Source organism: Nitrosopumilus sp. S4, assembly GCF_054515835.1.
In genome coordinates this window covers 174,889-194,421 of record NZ_CM137258.1, presented here as the reverse complement: position 1 = coordinate 194,421, position 19,533 = coordinate 174,889, and the positions used below count along the sequence as shown (strand labels likewise).

The window sequence follows — 19,533 nt, the reverse complement described above, 5'->3', positions numbered from 1 at the left end:
TTTAGTAAGTAATTTGCTTTTGTATTAATTTTTCATCAATTTTAATAGTTTCAAGTATTTTAACAATTTTTTTTGATGCCTTACCATTACCATATATGCCAGTTTTTAAGAGGGTTTTTTGATTTTTTATTTTCAATGCCAGATTTATTGCTCTTGAAATATTGAGTTTCTTTTCATCAGTATGGATTAGATTTTTTCCATGTTCACGTCCATTTTGTCTTATGCCAACGTTAACAACAGGTATAGAAAAATAACTTGCTTCAATAACACCTGCACTTGAATTACCTATTAAAAGACCAGCATTATTCAAAAGACCAAGAAAATCACTTCTTGAAAAATTATCAAAATATTTTATAAAATTATATTTTTTTGAGGCATTTAACAAAAAATTTCTGATTTTATTACTTCCTGCATCTGAATTTGGTCCAATTGCAATAACATTATTTTTTAATTTAATCAACGACTTTACAATATTTTCTATATACTCACTACTTAATTGTGATTGAGTTGTTAGAGGATGATATAGTAATATAATTTCGTTTCCAATAAATTTTAATCCAATTTTTTTTTCTAATTCAGTTTTAGTGGAAATTTTACTTGCTAATACTTCATCAATACTTGGAGAACCTGTATGAAAAACATACTTTTTATTTTCACCCATTTTAATTATTCGTAAATAGCTTTTCTTAGTTGCAGCAAAATGAATGTTTGACATTTTTGTTATGGCATGTCTAGTATATTCATCAATACCACCTTTAGATTTATCACCTCCGTGTATATGTGCATTAGGGATATTCATGTGATATGCAGCAATTGCTGATGCAAGCATTTCATCTCGATCTCCTAAAATCAAATTAATATCAGGCTTAATTTTTGTGAAAACTTTGGAAAATTTTTCTATTCCTTTGGCTAGACTTAAGGACATATGATAATTTGTATTTCCGTTAGGAATCATATTGAATTTATCAGAAATTTTAAACCCATCTCTCTTTATTTCATTAATTGACATTCCATATTTTTTAGAAAGATGTGTACCAGTTACTATTAGAAATAATTCTAGGGATTTATTTTTTGAAATATTTTTCAATACGGGTCTTAATATTCCATATTCAGCACGAGTACCAGTAGTTACAGTAATTTTTCTTTTCATTTCGGTTAGATAAAATTTCAATCATAAAGATATAAGGTCAATGGTTAAGTGTAATCTATAATATATGATGGATATTCATATATTATATTCTAAAAGATTGACTAACAATGGTTTTCATAGTTGCTGAAATTGGAGTAAATTGGGATGGAGATTATGAGATTCTCAAACAGATGGTCAGTAATGCAAAGAATGCTGGTTGTGATGCAGTTAAGTTTCAAGCATACAAAAAAGAACTTGTAGAAAAACATCCAGAAAGCTCCAGATTAATCAGATCAGCAATTTCAAAAGAAAATATTGAAAGAGTTGATGAGATCTGTAAGAATGAAGGGATTGAATGGTTTTGTACTCCTATGTATGAGGAAGCAGTTGATTTTCTAAATCCATATGTTAAGAGATTTAAGATTAGAGAATATGACGGTAGAGAAATTTTAGAAAATAGAAAAACTAAATTATTTGAAAAAATTTGGAAAACCCAAAAAGAGGTAATAATTAGTGCAAACAAATCACCAAAAACGTCTAAAATCTTTGGAGAATCTAGAGTAAAATGGCTTTATTGTGTACCAAAATATCCATGTAAAATTGAGGAGATAGATTTTTCAAATATTAAGGATTTTGATGGATATTCTAATCACCATCCACATTTTATAGCCCCACTTACTGCTACAATTCTTGGTGCAGATATCATTGAGATTCATGTAACACTAGATAAATCAAAAGACTATATTGATAACAATGTAAGCTTTGATTTTGATGAACTTAAAAATTTAATAGAAAATATTAGAAAAGCAGTTTTGATTAAAAAATAATATCAAGAGTCAAAAAATTCAAAGATTGAATCAATAAGATATGTTTTTTCCTCATTTGTCATATTTGGATAAAGAGGTAATGTAAGTACTTCATCAGAAACCCTTTCAGTTACAGGTAGAGGATTTGTTTTATTTTCATTTAGTTGTTTATAATATGTTGTAAGATGAATTGGATTAAAATATACTTTGGAAAAAATTCTTTTTTTCTCCAAGTGATCTTTTAATTCATCTCTTGTTTTTTTGTTATCCAATCGGATGGTATACATTTGATATATGTGATCATATCCTCTTGGAGGAGTTGGAACAGAAATTTGTTTAATTTTTGATAGCCTTTCAGAGATATATTTTGCGTTTTCTTGTCTTTTAGAGATTATCTTGTCAAGTTTTGATAATTGTGATATTCCAAGTGAAGCAGTAATAGATGACATTCTCCAATTATATCCTAGTGATATATACTGTGATTCTTTGGAATTTTCAAAATAAGAACCAACATCTACTCTTCCATGAGATCTAATGAGTTTGATTTTTTCATAAATTTCTTTATCATTTGTAACAACTGCACCCCCTTCTCCTGTAGTCAAAACCTTATTCCCACAAAAACTAAAAATCGATGAATCAGCTGTAGTACCCACTTTTTTTCCATTAATTTTAGATCCTAATGCTTCAGCTGAATCTTCAATCAGAATTAGGTTATTTGTATCAGTAACATGTTTTATATCAAAAATTTTGCATGGTAATCCACCATAATCCATTGGAATTACGGCTTTGGTTTTGTTTGAAATTTTTGAAGTAATCGATGTGGGTTCTAATCCAAATGTATCCTCTTCAATATCTGCAAATATTGGTCTTGCATTTACAAATCCAACTGCATTAGCTGTTGCAATAAATGAAAATGACGGGACTATGATTTCATCATTTGTTTTGATACCATAAGATAACAGAGTTGCATGTAATGCAGATGTTCCAGAGTTTAAGGAAAGACAATAATCACATCCCAAGTAATTTGCGATCATATTTTCAAATTCTTCAATTTCAGGACCTATTGCCCAATTTGTTCCTCTTTTGACAATTTTTGTAATCAGACTAAGATCTTCTTCATCAGTGTAAATTTTGTATAGTGGAATTTTCCAAAAATTTGTATTTTTTTCAATTGTCATGTACTGCTAAAGCATTTATGCCAATATAAAAGCAAATTATTCAAAAAGATAATAATCCTGAATGCATAATTTTTGATAATTGAAATTTATTGAAAAACCATTAGGATTGTTTATTGATAGAAAAATCGAAGAATCAAACTTGGAATCAGTAGATGTTGTAATATTAACTCTTGATGCTGAAAATTTCCTCGAAAAATGCCTATTTTCAATTTATCAAGAAATACCTGTTAAAAACTTACATGTTTGTGATGGGGGTTCTAAAGACAATACAATAAAAATTTTAGAGCGTTTTCCCAGAGTAAATATCCATCAGAGAGCAGATTTACACACAACAGGTAAATCATTAGAGTTCTTATTTTCATTAGTAGAAACAGAATGGTTTGTTCTCATTGATGGCGATATATTTCTTGCAAATGGTTGGTATGATGAAATGATTAAACATCAAAATGATTTAGATGTAATTGAAAACAGTAAGACGATTTTAGCATATCATATGTATAGGGATTTTGAGGATAAGTTAAAGGAAAATGCACGTTCATCAGATTTATGTCATATTGTTAAAACAAAAGCTGTAAAAAATTATCATTGTGATGATGATTATATGTGGAGATTTACAGATTATTTTTTTAGACAGTCAGTAGAAGAATCAGGATATAGATATGGAAAGATAAAATCTACATATCACATACATAATGAAACTGAACGAATCCAATATGAATCAGATGATGAGAAGAATTTTCAAAAAGTAATTTGGAATAAACCAGAATATATCATTACAAATAAAAAGAAAGCAGAAAGAGCAGAAGAAAAACATGCAAAAGCAGTGGTAAAATATTTAGATCCTGAGAATCCAGCGGTAAAGGATAACAAGAATTTAGGGAAAATAATTTGTGTTTTAAGTAGAAAATGGGTTGAAGAAAATGGTCCAAGATGGATTCCTATTTACGATAATCAATCAAGAGTTAATGTAGGAATCAACATCTTGAGGAAATTTCTTAAAAAATATTAATTTACTTAAAAGTAGTTTTTAAATAAACATATTTTGTGAATAAATATCGATAATGAAATTTATCCTACAAAAATTAATAATTCAAACGTATAAGAATTGAAAAAGGCGTTAATAACAGGAATTACTGGTCAAGATGGAGCATATCTAGCAAAGTTATTACTTGAAAAAAAATACAAAGTATATGGCACATTTAGAAGAACATCAAGTCCAAATTTTTGGAGACTTCAAAGCTTAGGTATTTTCTCAAAGTTAAATCTAATACCTGCAGATTTGCTGGATATGGGTTCATTAATTGAGGCAGTAAAAATTTCAGATCCTGATGAAGTTTACAACATGGCTGCAGTAAGTTATGTTAGTACAGCATTTGAACAACCAGTTGGAAATGCAGAAATTACCGGAACAGCAGTTACTAAATTATTAGAAGCAATTAGATTTTACAACTTAAAAATAAAATTTTATCAAGCATCAAGTAGTGAAATGTATGGAAATAGTGGAACAAATATTCAAAATGAAAAAACATATTTTAGTCCTGCCAGTCCATACGCTGCAGCTAAACTATATGCACATTGGATAACAGATGTTTATAGAAGAGCATATGGAATGTATGCAGTTTCTGGGATTTTATTTAATCATGAATCACCAATAAGAGGAATGGAATTTGTGTCTAGGAAAATTTCAAATGGAGTGGCAAAAATTGCATTAGGGTTAGAAAAGGAATTAATCTTAGGTAATTTAGAAGCAAAAAGAGATTGGGGTTATGCTCCTGAATATATGGAAGCAATTCATCAAATGATGCAAAATAAAGTTCCAACAAGCTATGTTGTCGCCACTAAAGAATCACACACAGTAAAAGAATTTGTTAAATTAGCTTTTGAAGAAGTGAATTTAGATTGGACAAAATATGTCAAGACAGATAAAAAATTTTTTAGACCTCTTGATGTAAACTATCTTTGTGGAGATTTTTCAAACATAAAGAAGGATTTGGGTTGGAAACCAAAAATCAAATTTAAAAAGTTAGTAAAAATTATGGTAAATGAAGATATTAAAAGATGGAAAAAATTTCTTAAAGGGGATTTCTTTCCTTGGGATGCTCCAATGTATCCTAGTGAATCAAAGATAACAACTAGAAAAGCAAATGAAAATGGGAAAAACAATGACTAATTTTAAAAATACAAAGTAGGGGATTATTTTATGAGAATAAAACTAACATTATTAAAAAATGATTCAGATTTTAAAAATGCTTGGAAAATATTTAACAAATCATTTGGTCGCAAAAAGAAGTTTGAAGAATTTTATCATAGATTTTGTCATAATGGAAATAAAATTTTTAATGTAATAAATGAAGAAAAAATAGTGGGGATTGTAATGATCACAACTAGAAATGAGATTGGTTATTTTATCCTACCAGAATTTCAAAGAAAGGGATTTGGGAAAAAAGCTATAAAGAATTTAATGATCATGGAAAAAAGAAAGTATTATTGGGCAATTGTTGATTTTGATAATTTAAAATCAAAACAGTTTATTCAATCTTTGGGAATGATTCCAAGAGGGTTGATTTATTCTATGGATTCAAGTCCTGAATAGATTTTTTTACTTTAGTTATAATTAAGAAGATTTTTTAACTCACTGGAAATTTGGTGGGTAATGTCACAAGAAAAAATTACTGCAATAGATTCTTGTAGGGTTTGTAATAATAAAAAATTAAAAAAAATAATTTCATTGGGAGAACAATATATTGTAAATTTTGTAGATTTAGATGATAAAAATTTTGTTAAAAGTAATTTAGATTTGGTATTATGCAATGAAAATGATGGAGGGTGTGGACTTCTTCAACTAAGAGAAACAGTATCGGGGGAATTACTGTATAGAAATTTTTGGTATAAGAGTGGTGTTAATCAATCAATGAAAAATGCACTAAAAGAGATTACAGATAAGATCAAAGAAAAACTAGATTTATCTACAGGAGATATAGTTATAGATATAGGTGCAAATGACGGGACACTTCTTCGTTCTTATGAAAGAAATGATCTTACACTTGTAGGATTTGAACCTGCAAAAAACCTTTTAGAAGAAAATTCTATAGGCACATCAAAAATTATTAATGATTTCTTCAATTTTAAAGCATTTCAAAAAGAATTCGGAGATAAAAAAGCAAAAATCATTACATCAATTGCAATGTTTTATGATTTAGAGGATCCGAATCAATTTGTTAATGACATTACAAAAGTTTTAGACCAAAATGGCATTTGGGTAATTCAGATGAATTATTTGGTAACAATGTTAGAAAATTATTCATTTGACAATATTGTTCATGAACATTTAGAATATTATTCTCTAAGATCTCTTGAAAATCTTTTAGATAGACATGGATTAGAAGTATTTGATTTAGAAATTAATGATGTAAATGGTGGAAGTATCAGAGTTTTTATTAAAAATAAGGAAGCAAAATATGAAATTTCCTCAAATGTAGAAAAAGTTAGAGACTATGAAAAAAAAATAGGTCTTGAAAATATAGAGCCATATAATGAATTTGCTAAAAAAATAAAAAATCTAAAAGAACAGACTAAAAAATTGATAAAAAATGAAGTGAAATCAGGAAAAACAGTTTATGTTTATGGTGCATCTACAAGAGGAAATACATTATTACAATATTATGGATTAGATAAAAATTTGATAAAAGCAGCTGCAGATAGAAACCCTATAAAATGGGGCAAAAAAATAGCAGGTTCCCAAATTCCTATCATTTCTGAAGAGCAAGCTAGAAAAGAAAATCCAGATTATTTTCTTATTTTACCATGGTATTTTTTAGAGGAATTTATAGAAAGAGAAAAAGAATATCTCCAAAATGGAGGAAAGTTTATCATTCCATTACCAAAATTGCAGATAATTGAACGTAAATGTGAAGTATGAATAAAAATAGATTATGTTTAATTTTAGTAGGACAATAGAAAATTGAAAAAATATACAATTCCTATGAGCAGACCAAATCTAGGTAAAAAAGAATGGGATTCAGTAATGAGAGTTCTTAAATCAAATTGGCCTAGTCAAGGAAATGTAACAAAAAAATTCGAGAATCTCATTTCAAAATATTTGGAATCAAATTGTGTTGTAGTTAATAATGGTTCATCAGCACTAATGGCAGCATTAATTGTTCATGGTTTGAAGCCAAAAGACAAAGTGTTGGTTCCAGCTTTTACTTTTGTTGCAAGCTCTTCTGTTCCTAAGATGTTAGGAGCTGAAATTGTCATTGCAGACATTGATCCTAATACGTTTAATATCACACCAGAAATAATAGAAAAATCAGTAAAAAAACAGAATATTAAATTTGTTATAGTTGTTGATATTGGAGGTTTATCTGTAGACATAGATGCAATTAGAAAACTTTCAAAAGAATATAATTTCATCCTAATTGAAGATGCAGCACAATCATTTGGTGGGAAATATAAAAATAAAAATATTGGGTGTTTTGATCATCTTACAGCTTTTAGTTTTCAAATTGCAAAACAATTAACAACAATTGAGGGAGGATGTATAGCATCTACAAATAGCACATTACTAAAGAAAATAGATCGAATAAAAGATTATGGAAGAAGTACAAAAGAAATGTATGTGCATGACTTTGTAGGATCAAATTTTAGAACAACAGATATTCAATCTGCAATAGGAATTGAACAATTTAAAAAAGTAGAAAAACATATTGAGCGAAGAAATAAAATTGCAAAAATATACAAAAAAGAATTTTCGTCTTTAGATTTTCAAGATATTCCTTCATATATTACTCGACATTCATTTATGTTATTTTTTGTTAAAACAACATCAAAAAAACAAAGAGATGAATGTGTCAAATTTCTTAATAAAAATGGAATTGATGCCAGAAAATCATGGAAACCAATTCATATGCAGCCTTGTAATAAAGAATTAAGTAAATTTAGATGTATTAATGCTGAAAAAATTTACGAGCAAGTGTTTACTTTACCTATATTTAATGGCATGACTAATCAGGAAGTAGAAAAAGTAATTACTAAATTTGGAAAGTTTTTGAAATGATTGTTAAAATTCCGACGAATTTAACTAAAAAATCATATGAACAAATTATTGAAAAAATGCTAGAGTTGCGTTCTAAACAATTAAGTCATGTCTTTGAAATTAATAAACTAGGAACAAATAGTTGGAGCTATAGCGTATTAGATAGTTTCTTTTCATTGTTAAGTAAAAAAGATTCTAAAATTTCCCGTCGTATACTGGGAAAATTTGCACGTTATTTAAAAAAGCATGGAAGAATTCAAATTTCTAATGTAGTAGATGTCATATGGACTAAAGATGTTATAGAATCAAGTACACTACCATATCCGATAAGAAGGGCAGAATATCCATGGGCTGTTGAAAATGCAAATTTGACAGAAAATATGAAAATTTTAGATGTAGGTTCAGGAGTATCGTTATTTCCAGTATATTTAGCTAGCAAAGGTCATGATGTAATTTCAATAGATCCTGATAAAATTTTGATGGAGAGAATAGCTCCTAAATTAGCAAAATATTCCGGAATTAATCTTTCTTACAGGGTAGGAGATATTCTAAATTTGGAATTTGAAGATAATTATTTTGATAGAGTTTTTTGTATTTCTGTAATTGAGCACTTGGAAGAAGAGATTCATAATGGTAAATACATTAACAATCATAAAAAAAACTTTGACGTGAAAGCAATAGCGGAGCTTTTGAGAGTGTTAAAACCAGGAGGGCTTTTGATTCTTACTTTTGATTGGAACGAAGATCTAGATGAATATAGATCATATAAATTGCAAGATATAATTGAAAGAGTCATCAAACCATATAAAAATAATTTATTGTCCAGAGAAATTCCTACAGTTAATTGGGAAAAAGAAGAAAAAGTACATGAAAAAATGTGGAAATCTTTTCCGCCTCATAATTATGTAACAAAAGGATGGGCAATAGGAGTAATTTTAAAAAAATAAGAATTATTTAATTATACCCTTTCCAACTTTAAACTTTGGATGCCAAACTCCATGATTATCTTGTGAGAACAAATCTTTATTGTACCATTTGTCCATTATTAACCAAAACTCATGATGAGTCATCTTGGTAAATTCACAGAATTTGTCAATTATTCCTTGATCTAATTTCCCATCCATTTCTTCAACTATAGGTATCATTTCTTCTCTGGTTTTCAAACCATATCTAATCCATCTTGATGCATTATCAGTAGCTACAGAATGACCAAATTTCAAATATTTCATGTAAGGATTTAACATGTAAGGAAGTGAATCAATTTGATCATAATTGTCAATAGAGCCTTCTCGTTCATATTCATGACCAAGGTGTCTGAATCCCCATCTTTTTGCAACTTCAAAGTTATGAACTGAATTCCAAGGTACAAAATAGCTTAGATAAATTGGATTTAGTTCAGAATCTTTTACATCTTCTAATAAAGGCATTTTTGCAGCTTCAAGTTCTTCTTCAGATATATCTCCATCTTCAAACCAAATATCCCATACTGGTTTTACAACATCATTATACGGTTGCATTAATGCAGATGGTGTTTCTTTATTGTGTTCTCCACCGTAGGTATAATTTACATCTTCACCATAAATCAAAAGTTTTATCCCTAATTTCATACAAATTTTAAGAGGGAAAGCATAGATTAAAGAATCAACATACCAAGTTGTTGAACCTAATTTTTCAAAAGCTTTTCTAAATAATTTTCGTGATAATTGAATATTTGGTTGAAATGTAATTATGTCACATCCAAATGCATCAGAAATATTATCAAAATTTTTTCTTCCTGTTTCAGTCCAATCCACATTACCAACAGAGATCAATAAAGGATTCATGTGTAATTTTTTTTTCATAATATATGTTTGAAAATGTGAATCTTTTCCTCCAGATACAGCAATTGCACAGTCATAGCTTTTTCCATTTGAGCCTCGATATTTATCACATAATTCTTCTAGTTCTTTCCAACGTTTATCCCAGTCAGTTAATTTTTGTTTTTCAAAATTTATACATGCAGCACAAACACCTTCTTGGTTAAATGTTAGTCCTGGCCGGGTATCAGGCATTAAGCATTTCTTACAATATTTCATTCAAATTACCTAAATCTGACATGAATATATTACAACCACTTAAAAAAAGTTAAGCAGATCATTTCTTCAATTCTTTAATAACAGAAGTAAAAAGTTGACGAATTTCTTTATCAATTATTAAAGTCGTTATTACGTAAATAGTTACACAGATAGCCAGTTGGAACAAAACTGAAGGTAAAAATTTGTAAATACTAATATCATAATTTAAAATACTATCTGAGACTAAAAGGAAGACACCGCAAAATAATAATGTTGCAAAAATATATTTTGAAATATTCTTGAATGGAAAACTAATTTGGAAATATTTTCTTGAATATATCCAAAGAAAAGATGCATATCCGATCTCAATAATCAAACCAATCAATACCCACCAAAAAACCAAAGATAATTCATCGATTTCATCTCGTAAAGAAAAAAATAAAATTATCAGGATTCCAGTGTAGAATCCGTAAAAAATGCTACCAAATGTAGGGATTCTAAATAGAGTACTTTTGAATAATTGTCTAAAAGAGGGATTTTGTTCAACATCTACTTGTTCTCGACCTAAAATTACATGTGATGGAATGATCCATAAAACTTTAAGAAATATTTTAGAAGATAGAACAATGACAATTGGCCATGCTTCTTGATAGGATGGATTCAATGCAAATAATCCAGCTTTTGAAAAAATAAATGAGATTCCTAATAATGGGATTGCAAAATATAAAAGATAAGTGAAATTTTTTCTAATTTCTGCAAAGTTTTGATTTGATAATAATTTTGGATAAATTGCTTGAGATATAGAACCTGAATGGCTAACTATTGCAGCAATTACCCAAGCAGCCTGATAATATGCAACTCCTAACACTGAACCAGTTATTATTGAGTATAATGGGATATCAATCATTTGGATATAGTTAGAAAAATAACCAAATGATGATAACCAAGATCTATTAATCCATTGTTTTAGAATTTTGAAGTGAAATTTTTCTTGTAATTTTTCTTTGGCAACATAAATTTGAAATATAATTTTTCCAGTAAGAGCCAAAAACATTGCAACAATAGCTCCAACAACACCTAGATCAAAATAGACAACAAACGCAAAAGCAACAGGGATTTTTAGAGATTGAAGTAAAATATGACTATAACTTGTTAGATGTGGTTTATGACCAAGATTAATTGCAGTTAGTGTTTGACTAATAAAAAATAAAGGTAATAAAAATATGCCAATAATTAAAATATCAAAATTTGCAGAACTATTTTCAGAAATAAAAAATGAGTAAATTGCATATAATGGGATTGCAATAAATGAAAAAATCAGGCTTGAAAAAATTGCAGTTCGTGCAATGGCTTCATTTCTGGCTACTTGTCTAGTTGTCCAATATGAAATTAGAGTTTCAGATATAACAAAATAATTAATCATACTTAATAGTAAAGACCAAATTCCAAATTCTTCAGGAGATAATCTCCTAGTAATCATGAGAGTAAAAAATAATCCAAGAAATACTCCTGAAATACCAACTGAAAAAGCTATTAGACCCGAATACGTAACACGAATATTATCCAATATTAATCATCTAGAGATGTTTGATTTAAAGAAATATTAAATTCAGTTTTGAAAAAATAACTTTTTTTGTTAAATAACATTGAATTTTCTAGAGAAATTTTTCCAATAATGTAATGTCATTTCTGCAATAAACATATCAAATTTTGTATCTATGTCAACACTGAACTCTTGTTCAGTAATAAGTGGTTTAATTCTAGGACCATAAATAGTCATATATTTTTTTATTGTTGTATTCCATGTAGTATAGATTGCACCAGTTGGAAAGTAAACTGGAGAATATTGTTGTCTTCTATCAAATTTCTTAAAATCTTTTCTGAGAGGTTTAAGGAATTTTCCATCATATGAAAATGAAGATGAAGGATGAGTCTTTACTTTTGAAACAGAAATTACTGATGTAGTATTTTTATTTTTTAGTAATTTTATAGATTTATCAATCATTTCTTTTGTTCTAAGAGGCGAAGTAGGTTGTAAAATAATTACAATGTCAGGAGTGTAATCTTCTATTTTTAGCAAATAATTCAATGTGTGATTAATAACATCAAAAGTTTTTGCAGTATCACGAGATAGTTTTTTTGGTCTCAAAAATGGAACTTCGATTCCTTGAGATTCAGCAAATTGTGCTATTTTTTTATCATCAGTGGATACTAGAATTTTATTAATTTGAGATTTTTTGGCAGCATCAAAAGAATATTGAAGCATAGGTTTTCCCAAAATCTTTCTGAGATTTTTTTGAGGTATTCCTTTTGATCCTCCTCTAGCTGGAATAATTCCCAAAATGTTCAATTATTTTTACCTATTTCATCTTCAAATTTAATGTTAATAAAAACAACTGTAATGGAGTTGTACAATAAGAAAAAAAGTATAGTTCAACATAAAAGTGGGTAAAAATCATAAATTATCAAATGAATAAACTAACTCCAAAAGAAAAGTCATTGATTTCAAAAGAATTGAAAAATAAAACTATACTGATTACAGGGGGTGCTGGTAGTGTAGGTTCTATTCTTACAAAACAAATTTTAGATTTCCCAGTAAAATCAGTAAGGGTTCTAGATATTGATGAACATGCTTTATTTGTTCTTAAACGTAAAATTAAGGATAAGAGACTCAGATTACTACTAGGCAATATTTTAGATAAAGAAAGGATTGAAATGGCATTTAAAAAAACAGATATTATAATTCATACTGCAGCAATTAAAAATATTGAGATATCTGAATTCAATCCTATTGAAACAATTGATGCAAACATCAATGGTACAGTAAATTTAATTAAGATGGCTATTAGATCTAGACCAAAAAAATTCATAAATGTTAGTACAGATAAAGCTGCAAATTCATCTACCCTATATGGTGCAACTAAACAATTATGTGAAAAAGTTACTAGCTGGGCAGGAAAACATATTGAAGAAACTAAATTTGCAAGTGTTAGATTTGGAAATGTAATTGAAACACGTGGAAACGTGTTTGAAGTATGGAAAGAAGAAGCTAAAAATGGAAAACCATTATCAATTACTGATCCTAAAATGAAAAGATATTTTTTTCATGTTGATGAAGCAGCTAATTTTGTTTTAAGATGTATTCCAAGAGCAAATGAAGGTGAAATTTTTGTTCCAGAGATGAAATCATTTAATATCAAAGATCTAGCTACCAAAATTTCTAAAAAACACAAAATTATAGGATTACGACCTGGAGAAAAAATGGATGAAATTTTAATGTCAGATGAAGAAAAGAAAAAAGCTAAAAAAATCAAAGGAATTTGGGTAATATATCCAGATAATTATGATCTAAAAATATAGCACTATGAAAAAAGAATTCACGTATTAAATACTACATTAAATAAGAATATTTGAAAAATATGAAAAAAATTTGTCTTGTTGGTTGTGGCAATGTTGGTAGCAGACATTTACAGGCAATAGCAAAATTAGATTTTGAAATAGATGTCGATATTGTAGAACCAATTAAGGATGCAATTGAAATGGGTAAAAAAAGATTAGATGAAATAAAGTATAATGATGCCACGCATAAATTTTCATGGTATAAAAATATTCAAGAATTAAAAGATAAGCCAGATCTCACAATAGTTGCAACAATTGCTACTGGAAGAGCAAATATGTTATGTAAACTTGCAGACATGGGACACTCACGATTTTTAATAGAAAAGATGGTATGTCAATCAAATAAAGAATATGAAAATATACTAACTAAATTTCATCAAAAAAACATCAAAGCCTGGATTAATACTAATCCTAGATGTTTTTCATCATATCAAAAATTGAAAGAGTTTTTTGGGGATTCAAAAAAAATTCATTTTTCAGTAACAGCATCAAATGTTTCTGCACTTGGTACAAACGCAGTACATTATATGGATTTATTTTCATATTTTATTGATGATTATAAAATTATAATGAATGGTGAAATGTTGATACATAAAATTTTTCCAAATAAGCGTGGTTCTGATTTAATGGAATTTGCAGGAATGATTACAGGTAAAGGAACTAATGATTCAACAATATCCATGAGTTTTCTTCCTTTTGAAAATCTTCCAACAATTGTAAATATAATTGGAAATGGTAAGCATTTACTAATTGATGAAACAAATGAAAAAGTATTAGACATGGTTAATCATGAAAATAAAAAATTCAGCTTTACATTTGAACATGCAAGTAGTATTACTACAAAAATTTCAAAAGACATTCTTGATAAAGATTCATGTGGGTTAACAACCTTAGAAAATTCATACATTCTTCATAAAGAAATTTTTAGAATTTTTAATAAACACATAACCAAAATTACGGGTAAGAAAATGGAGTTATGTCCAATAACGTGATAAAAATGAGTAGGTTTTATGATTGGATAACAAAAATAGATTCTTTGGATTTTAATGATAAATCAGCTTTAGTGATTGGGGGAAGTGAGATTTCAAGACAATATTTACTAGGTTTGAGAAAATTAGGAATTAAAGACATTACCACGATTGCAAAAAGTGGAAAATATATCTCAAAATTTTGCAAAGAACATAAAATCAAATTACATACCGGAGGATTTGAGAAAAATCTTTCTTCGATTGAAAAAAAAGATATTGTAATAGTTGCACCGCCAATTCAAGATACTATTAAAGCTGCAAAAATGGCAATTGAAAATAAGCAAGATAATATTTTAATTGAAAAGCCAGGTTCACTTTATTCAAATGAATTAGAATCAACATTTGAAGAATTCCCAAACATTAACATCAGAGTTGCGTATAATAGATTAGCATATCCAAATTTTTTCAAATTGAAAGAATTAGTAAAAAATGAAGGTGGAATAACTTCTTGTAGATTTACGTTTACAGAAAGATTAGGAACAATGGATTTTGAAAAAGACATACCAGAAGTTTATCAGAGATGGGGAATAAGTAATTCATTACATGTGATTACTATGGCATTTGAATTAATTGGAATGCCAGATGAAATCCATTGTTATCAATATGGAAATTTAGAATGGCATCCTTCAGGCTCAATATTTATTGGAGATGGTATATCTAATGAAAAAATACCATTCTCATATCATGCTGATTGGGGTTCTGGAGGAAGATGGGGGATCGAGGTAAATACAAAGGAAAACTCCTACCAATTAATACCACTCGAGGATCTTTTTGTATGTAAAAAAGATACTGGGAATTGGAATCATGTGGATTTCAAAGTTTCATTTCAAGATGTAAAACAAGGAATTACTGAAGAGATTGCAATTATGCTAGATGGAAAAAAAGAATTTAGAGAAAAATTACCTTCATTAAAAAAAGCCGCAAGTTACAACCAATTAGCAGAAAAGATTTTCGGATACTAGAAGAATACATGTTTTCAAAAGTTTTTTGTTACTATGAAAAAGAAGATTTAGTTGCATTAAAAAATATATTAATTGATGAAAAAGAACAATTTGAAATTATTTGTGATAATGCATTAGCCAAAAAGGAATTAAAAAATAAAGTACATAGTATAAAAATTCTTGAAGAATATTTTTCAGTTTATTCAGATGAAATGTTTGACATATATGAACAAACAAAAAAATCACTATTAGAATATCAAAAACTATGTAAAGATATTAAATTCAATGGTTATTCAATTAATGAGGGATTAATACATTATTTACAAATTGACATATTATTTATTGAAAAAATTAGAAAGATTTTAGAAAATAAAAAAAATATAATTTTTATCTTTGAGCGAATTCATTTTAGAGATTTTATTATTCAAAAAATTGCAAAGGGTTTAGGCTACAATAATGATGAATCTATTTTCCTAATCAAAAATAACAAAATAAAAAAATATGAAATAAAAGATTCAATTCAAGATTTTGAAAAATCTAATAAAATAAATAAATACAAAAATGCCTTTTCATTGTATTCAAATAATATTATCAAAAATCAAGAAAAGAAAACATTTCCCAAGTTTAATTTATTTTTAAAATCCATATCATTGTTGACAAAGTTTTTAATTAATAAAACATATGAAATTAGCCCAGAAAAAAGTAGTCAGTTAATTCTTAAAAATATTCAAAAAAAAATTATAAAAGCAAATTCAATAAAATGTGGATTTTTTTTATCCAGTAGTAGGAGCGATTTACTTGATGCCCAAGACAAAATATTCAAAAAATTTCTAGATTCAAAAATTCCATTCAGAATATTTACCATAGATTCTATAACTTCTTCTTTTTTAGATGAAAAACAATATCCAGTATCAGATTATTTTCAAGAAACATTCGCACTTGCAAACATACTAAGAAAAACTAATGAAAGTAAAAGATTTGAAGAAAAATTACTTAATGCAGTTAAATCAGAATATTCAATAATATATAATCAAAAATGGAATTCAGAACTAATTGATGGAATATATCGTTCTATTGCATCTCAGATGGTATTAGACAGTATTTTTAAGAGTATTAAATTACAAAATGCAATTTTCATTGAAGGAACATTAATTGGAATGCTAACTGCTGAATTATCAAAAAAATATGATTTTTCTACAACCAGTATTGAGACTTTAATTATTGATAAAAATGCAATCTCTTCGATATTATTCAAGGCAGACAAGATCTGTATTTATGGAACACAGGGTTTAGAGACATTATTAGGTTACGGGATCAATAAAAATAGAATAGAACTTACGGGAAATCCAAAGTATGATTACATGAAAGATTATGATACTGACAAATCAAAAAAAATGTTGGAGAAAAAATACAAAATAAGTAATAATTCAAAAGTTATTCTTATTGCAATGAGTAGGTGGCATGAAAAAGATGAATTATGGATATCAGATTTAATAAAATTCGTAAATGCAAATAGTTTTGAAATAGTCATTAAACTTCATCCAAGATATAAATCGCAATCAGATGGAATTCATGAAAAAATAAAATATATTAAAAATAAGTGTCAAAATAAAAAGTATTATATTATTTATGATTTTGATTTAAATCTTTTAATGTCTTCTGCAGATATAATAATTTCTGATTATTCTAATGTTGGAGTTGAAGGGATTTTACTTGGTAAACCAGTAATTAATGTAAATTTTTCTAGAGAGAACTTAAAAAATGCACAGAATTATCATAAATCAGGTTCAGCATTATATACTGAGAATTATAATGAATTAGAAAAAATGATTATAGATATATTTGTTGGAAAAAAATATGTCAAAGAGTTGCAAGATAACCAAAAAATCATGATTGATAAATACAATTATTATAATGATGGAATGGCATCAGAGAGAATTTTTAAGTTAATATCTTCAAATTAGTTTGTAATTGAATTTTTTCTTGTAGTAATAATTAGGTCTATAATTCTTTTAGATGCTAATCCATCTATGTTTCCAATTTCTTGTTTAGCAAATAATTCTCCTTTTTGTATAATTTGAGACACATATTCTGTTTGTAGACATTTTTCTATTGCAGGTTTCAATTCATTTTCTGATTGTACAATTATTGGAATTTTACTTTGGATTAATGGATCATCATCATGTAAACCCATCATATTCATAGCAATAACTGGTTTTTGCAATCTCATAGCTTCTATACCTACTGTAGAATAGGGAACAATTACTACATTCGAAATAAAGATTAATTCATACAAATTATGAGATTGTAAAATCATAAAATTTTTCACAGAGAATTTTTTTGCTATATTTGAATAATAAGACAAATTAGTTTCATTAGGATGAGCTTTGATGACTAAAAATGAATTTTTCATATTTGAAAGACATTTGAATATTGAATTAGTAATAAGAGATTTTTCTGATAAGTTTGATAATGTTTGGGTTGCAAAGAGAATAATATTTTTTGCAGGTGGGATCCCCAATGAAGATTTGATTTTTAATGAATCAAGGTTTTTTAAGATTTTAGGTAAAAAATCCGATTTGGGATCACCGGTTACTATTGGTACATTTGATGGAAAATTCCCATATTTTATAAGATTATTTTTTGCTTTTTCACTCCATACACAAATATGATTAGGAATTGGAAAAATAAGATCAGAATTTTTTCCTTTAATGTGCTCAGATTTATGTACATATGATATCCATGTCTCAGTATTTACTCCATGCTGAATTGAAATTGAAGGAATTTTTCTTTTTGATGCTTCATTTATCAGACATAACTGTAAGGTACCATATTCATCATGCATAACAAGCACTGAAGGATTAATCTCGTCTAAAATTCTTTTTGCAGTTTCTATAAAGGTTGGAGAAACATATGTTTTAAAACTATGTAATAATTCAGAGAAATCTTTTTTTAATATTTTGTAAAGAGAAATATCTTCATATATTAAAGATTTTTTGAATTCTGTTGAATTCAACAATAGGTCTGTTTGTTTTTCTAATTTTTTGTTAAAATTTTTTGTTTTTGAAATAATTTCAGAGGTAATGAATTTTTCCCAAGGTTGAACCTCAAGACCAATTTTTTTTTCTCTATCTTTATTTGTAGTAAAAGATTTTAAAAGGCGTCCAGCTTGATTTTCAAAATCAATTACTCTAATTGGTATTGATAGTTCTGAAAATTTTTTAATGATTGAAGAAAAAATTACATCTCTTTTGATGTATTTTTTTTCTAAATAGTCATATTCCTCTCTCCAATTTGCTAATTCAGTAATAAGAAGAATAGGCCTATCATTAGATTTTTTTTTCAAGGTTCCAAATCCACGTAATAATTTTAACATAATTAATTTCAAATAACCATGTCCAGCATGATTATTTTGTGAAATTGTGGAATGGTTATTTGAATTACCAACAAATTCTATTGAAGTTAATCTATCTTTGAACTTTTCATTAATAATATGAAAAATATCAAAATTTCCTTTTACAATTACAGAGTTGCCATCAATGCATGAAAAAATATTTTTTATTTGTTCAATTAAATTAATTAGTCCTTGAATTCTATAAAGATAGAGTCTTGTTTCTAAAAACCAAAAAATACTAATTTGATCGTAAATTAAAAATTCTTTGAAACTTTTTCCAGCAAATATCGGTTTATCGGGCCAACTCTTTATCCATTCAAGGCTTTTTTTATTAGATAGGATTGAATTTTTTGAGAATTCATTAATTGAACGACTTTTTTGACCTAGAGAATCCAATTCGTTTTTAATTTCTTCGGATGTTTCAATTATTATATCATCAACAGTAACATTTTTCTCTAAAAATGATTTCAAATCAGTTGTTTCAGAAATAAAGATAATTTTAGACATTTATGCTCAATATTTTGTTAATGTTATCATTTTTGAGTTTTCATTAATTGGAACTTTAAATT

17 protein-coding genes are annotated in these 19,533 nt (G+C 27.4%); 11 read left to right on the top strand and 6 right to left on the bottom strand.

Annotated features, from left to right (window positions below):
• Window position 1: 1 nt before the first annotated feature.
• Complete coding sequence (gene neuC, locus ACX119_RS01025) at window positions 2-1,150, bottom strand: UDP-N-acetylglucosamine 2-epimerase (protein ID WP_459351307.1); 1,149 nt, start codon at window positions 1,148-1,150, stop codon at window positions 2-4.
• A gap of 107 nt (window positions 1,151-1,257) precedes the next feature.
• On the opposite strand from neuC, the gene ACX119_RS01020 reads away from it, so the two are divergent.
• Entirely contained in the window at window positions 1,258-1,956 is a 699-nt protein-coding gene (locus ACX119_RS01020) for an N-acetylneuraminate synthase family protein (RefSeq protein ID WP_459351306.1), read from the top strand.
• A 2-nt stretch (window positions 1,957-1,958) separates the two neighbouring features.
• Here the strand turns inward: ACX119_RS01020 and ACX119_RS01015 are convergent, their stop codons facing one another.
• The gene (locus ACX119_RS01015) at window positions 1,959-3,113 is read right to left on the bottom strand and encodes a DegT/DnrJ/EryC1/StrS family aminotransferase (RefSeq protein ID WP_459351305.1); all 1,155 of its coding nucleotides are present in this window, start codon (window positions 3,111-3,113) and stop codon (window positions 1,959-1,961) included.
• A 79-nt stretch (window positions 3,114-3,192) separates the two neighbouring features.
• Here ACX119_RS01015 and ACX119_RS01010 point away from each other — a divergent pair, with 79 nt between their 5' ends.
• The 6 genes from ACX119_RS01010 (at window position 3,193) to ACX119_RS00985 (ending at window position 9,095) form a co-directional block, all read left to right on the top strand.
• Window positions 3,193-4,122, top strand: coding sequence for a glycosyltransferase family 2 protein (locus tag ACX119_RS01010; protein ID WP_459351304.1), 930 nt, complete (start codon window positions 3,193-3,195; stop codon window positions 4,120-4,122).
• A gap of 96 nt (window positions 4,123-4,218) precedes the next feature.
• Entirely contained in the window at window positions 4,219-5,283 is a 1,065-nt protein-coding gene (locus tag ACX119_RS01005) for a GDP-mannose 4,6-dehydratase (protein ID WP_459351303.1), read from the top strand.
• A gap of 30 nt (window positions 5,284-5,313) precedes the next feature.
• Window positions 5,314-5,706, top strand: a complete 393-nt coding sequence (locus ACX119_RS01000) for a GNAT family N-acetyltransferase (RefSeq protein WP_459351302.1) — start codon at window positions 5,314-5,316, stop codon at window positions 5,704-5,706.
• A gap of 60 nt (window positions 5,707-5,766) precedes the next feature.
• On the top strand, window positions 5,767-7,032 hold the full coding sequence (locus ACX119_RS00995) for a class I SAM-dependent methyltransferase (RefSeq protein WP_459351301.1): 1,266 nt from the start codon (window positions 5,767-5,769) through the stop codon (window positions 7,030-7,032).
• A gap of 42 nt (window positions 7,033-7,074) precedes the next feature.
• Window positions 7,075-8,169, top strand: coding sequence for a DegT/DnrJ/EryC1/StrS family aminotransferase (locus ACX119_RS00990; RefSeq protein WP_459351300.1), 1,095 nt, complete (start codon window positions 7,075-7,077; stop codon window positions 8,167-8,169).
• A 155-nt stretch (window positions 8,170-8,324) separates the two neighbouring features.
• Window positions 8,325-9,095: a class I SAM-dependent methyltransferase gene (locus ACX119_RS00985; protein WP_459351299.1), complete on the top strand. Its 771-nt coding sequence runs from the start codon at window positions 8,325-8,327 to the stop codon at window positions 9,093-9,095.
• Window positions 9,096-9,098: 3 nt separating this feature from the next.
• On the opposite strand, the gene ACX119_RS00980 is transcribed toward ACX119_RS00985, so the two are convergent.
• The 3 genes from ACX119_RS00980 to ACX119_RS00970 form a co-directional block, all read right to left on the bottom strand.
• Window positions 9,099-10,199, bottom strand: coding sequence for an N-acetyl sugar amidotransferase (locus tag ACX119_RS00980; protein ID WP_459351298.1), 1,101 nt, complete (start codon window positions 10,197-10,199; stop codon window positions 9,099-9,101).
• Window positions 10,200-10,281: 82 nt separating this feature from the next.
• Entirely contained in the window at window positions 10,282-11,769 is a 1,488-nt protein-coding gene (locus ACX119_RS00975) for an oligosaccharide flippase family protein (protein ID WP_459351297.1), read from the bottom strand.
• A 69-nt stretch (window positions 11,770-11,838) separates the two neighbouring features.
• Window positions 11,839-12,552: an acylneuraminate cytidylyltransferase family protein gene (locus tag ACX119_RS00970; RefSeq protein WP_459351296.1), complete on the bottom strand. Its 714-nt coding sequence runs from the start codon at window positions 12,550-12,552 to the stop codon at window positions 11,839-11,841.
• A gap of 119 nt (window positions 12,553-12,671) precedes the next feature.
• Here ACX119_RS00970 and ACX119_RS00965 point away from each other — a divergent pair, with 119 nt between their 5' ends.
• Genes ACX119_RS00965 through ACX119_RS00950 form a run of 4 tightly spaced genes read left to right on the top strand, consistent with a single transcriptional unit; the run spans window position 12,672 to window position 17,534 of the window.
• Window positions 12,672-13,562, top strand: coding sequence for a polysaccharide biosynthesis protein (locus tag ACX119_RS00965; protein WP_459351295.1), 891 nt, complete (start codon window positions 12,672-12,674; stop codon window positions 13,560-13,562).
• A 59-nt stretch (window positions 13,563-13,621) separates the two neighbouring features.
• The gene (locus ACX119_RS00960) at window positions 13,622-14,593 is read left to right on the top strand and encodes a Gfo/Idh/MocA family oxidoreductase (RefSeq protein ID WP_459351294.1); all 972 of its coding nucleotides are present in this window, start codon (window positions 13,622-13,624) and stop codon (window positions 14,591-14,593) included.
• A gap of 5 nt (window positions 14,594-14,598) precedes the next feature.
• Window positions 14,599-15,591 carry a Gfo/Idh/MocA family oxidoreductase gene (locus tag ACX119_RS00955; RefSeq protein ID WP_459351293.1) on the top strand — a complete coding sequence of 331 codons (993 nt, stop codon included), beginning with the start codon at window positions 14,599-14,601 and terminating at the stop codon, window positions 15,589-15,591.
• An 8-nt stretch (window positions 15,592-15,599) separates the two neighbouring features.
• Window positions 15,600-17,534, top strand: coding sequence for a CDP-glycerol glycerophosphotransferase family protein (locus ACX119_RS00950; protein ID WP_459351292.1), 1,935 nt, complete (start codon window positions 15,600-15,602; stop codon window positions 17,532-17,534).
• Here ACX119_RS00950 and ACX119_RS00945 read toward each other — a convergent pair.
• A complete protein-coding gene (locus tag ACX119_RS00945; RefSeq protein WP_459351291.1) occupies window positions 17,531-19,471 on the bottom strand; it encodes a CDP-glycerol glycerophosphotransferase family protein in 1,941 nt (646 codons plus the stop codon). The genes ACX119_RS00950 and ACX119_RS00945 overlap by 4 nt on opposite strands.
• Between the last annotated feature and the right edge of the window lie 62 nt (window positions 19,472-19,533).

Bases quoted from the DNA above. Each gene is read 5' to 3' on its own strand.
- ACX119_RS00980 (WP_459351298.1), bottom strand. From the start codon at position 10,199: ATGCCTGATACCCGGCCAGGACTAACATTTAACCAAGAAGGTGTTTGT.
- ACX119_RS01015 (WP_459351305.1), bottom strand. From the start codon at position 3,113: ATGACAATTGAAAAAAATACAAATTTTTGGAAAATTCCACTATACAAA.
- ACX119_RS01000 (WP_459351302.1), top strand. From the start codon at position 5,314: ATGAGAATAAAACTAACATTATTAAAAAATGATTCAGATTTTAAAAAT.
- ACX119_RS00945 (WP_459351291.1), bottom strand. From the start codon at position 19,471: ATGTCTAAAATTATCTTTATTTCTGAAACAACTGATTTGAAATCATTT.
- ACX119_RS01020 (WP_459351306.1), top strand. From the start codon at position 1,258: ATGGTTTTCATAGTTGCTGAAATTGGAGTAAATTGGGATGGAGATTAT.
- neuC (WP_459351307.1), bottom strand. From the start codon at position 1,150: ATGAAAAGAAAAATTACTGTAACTACTGGTACTCGTGCTGAATATGGA.
- ACX119_RS00955 (WP_459351293.1), top strand. From the start codon at position 14,599: ATGAGTAGGTTTTATGATTGGATAACAAAAATAGATTCTTTGGATTTT.
- ACX119_RS00950 (WP_459351292.1), top strand. From the start codon at position 15,600: ATGTTTTCAAAAGTTTTTTGTTACTATGAAAAAGAAGATTTAGTTGCA.
- ACX119_RS00995 (WP_459351301.1), top strand. From the start codon at position 5,767: ATGTCACAAGAAAAAATTACTGCAATAGATTCTTGTAGGGTTTGTAAT.
- ACX119_RS00960 (WP_459351294.1), top strand. From the start codon at position 13,622: ATGAAAAAAATTTGTCTTGTTGGTTGTGGCAATGTTGGTAGCAGACAT.
- ACX119_RS00965 (WP_459351295.1), top strand. From the start codon at position 12,672: ATGAATAAACTAACTCCAAAAGAAAAGTCATTGATTTCAAAAGAATTG.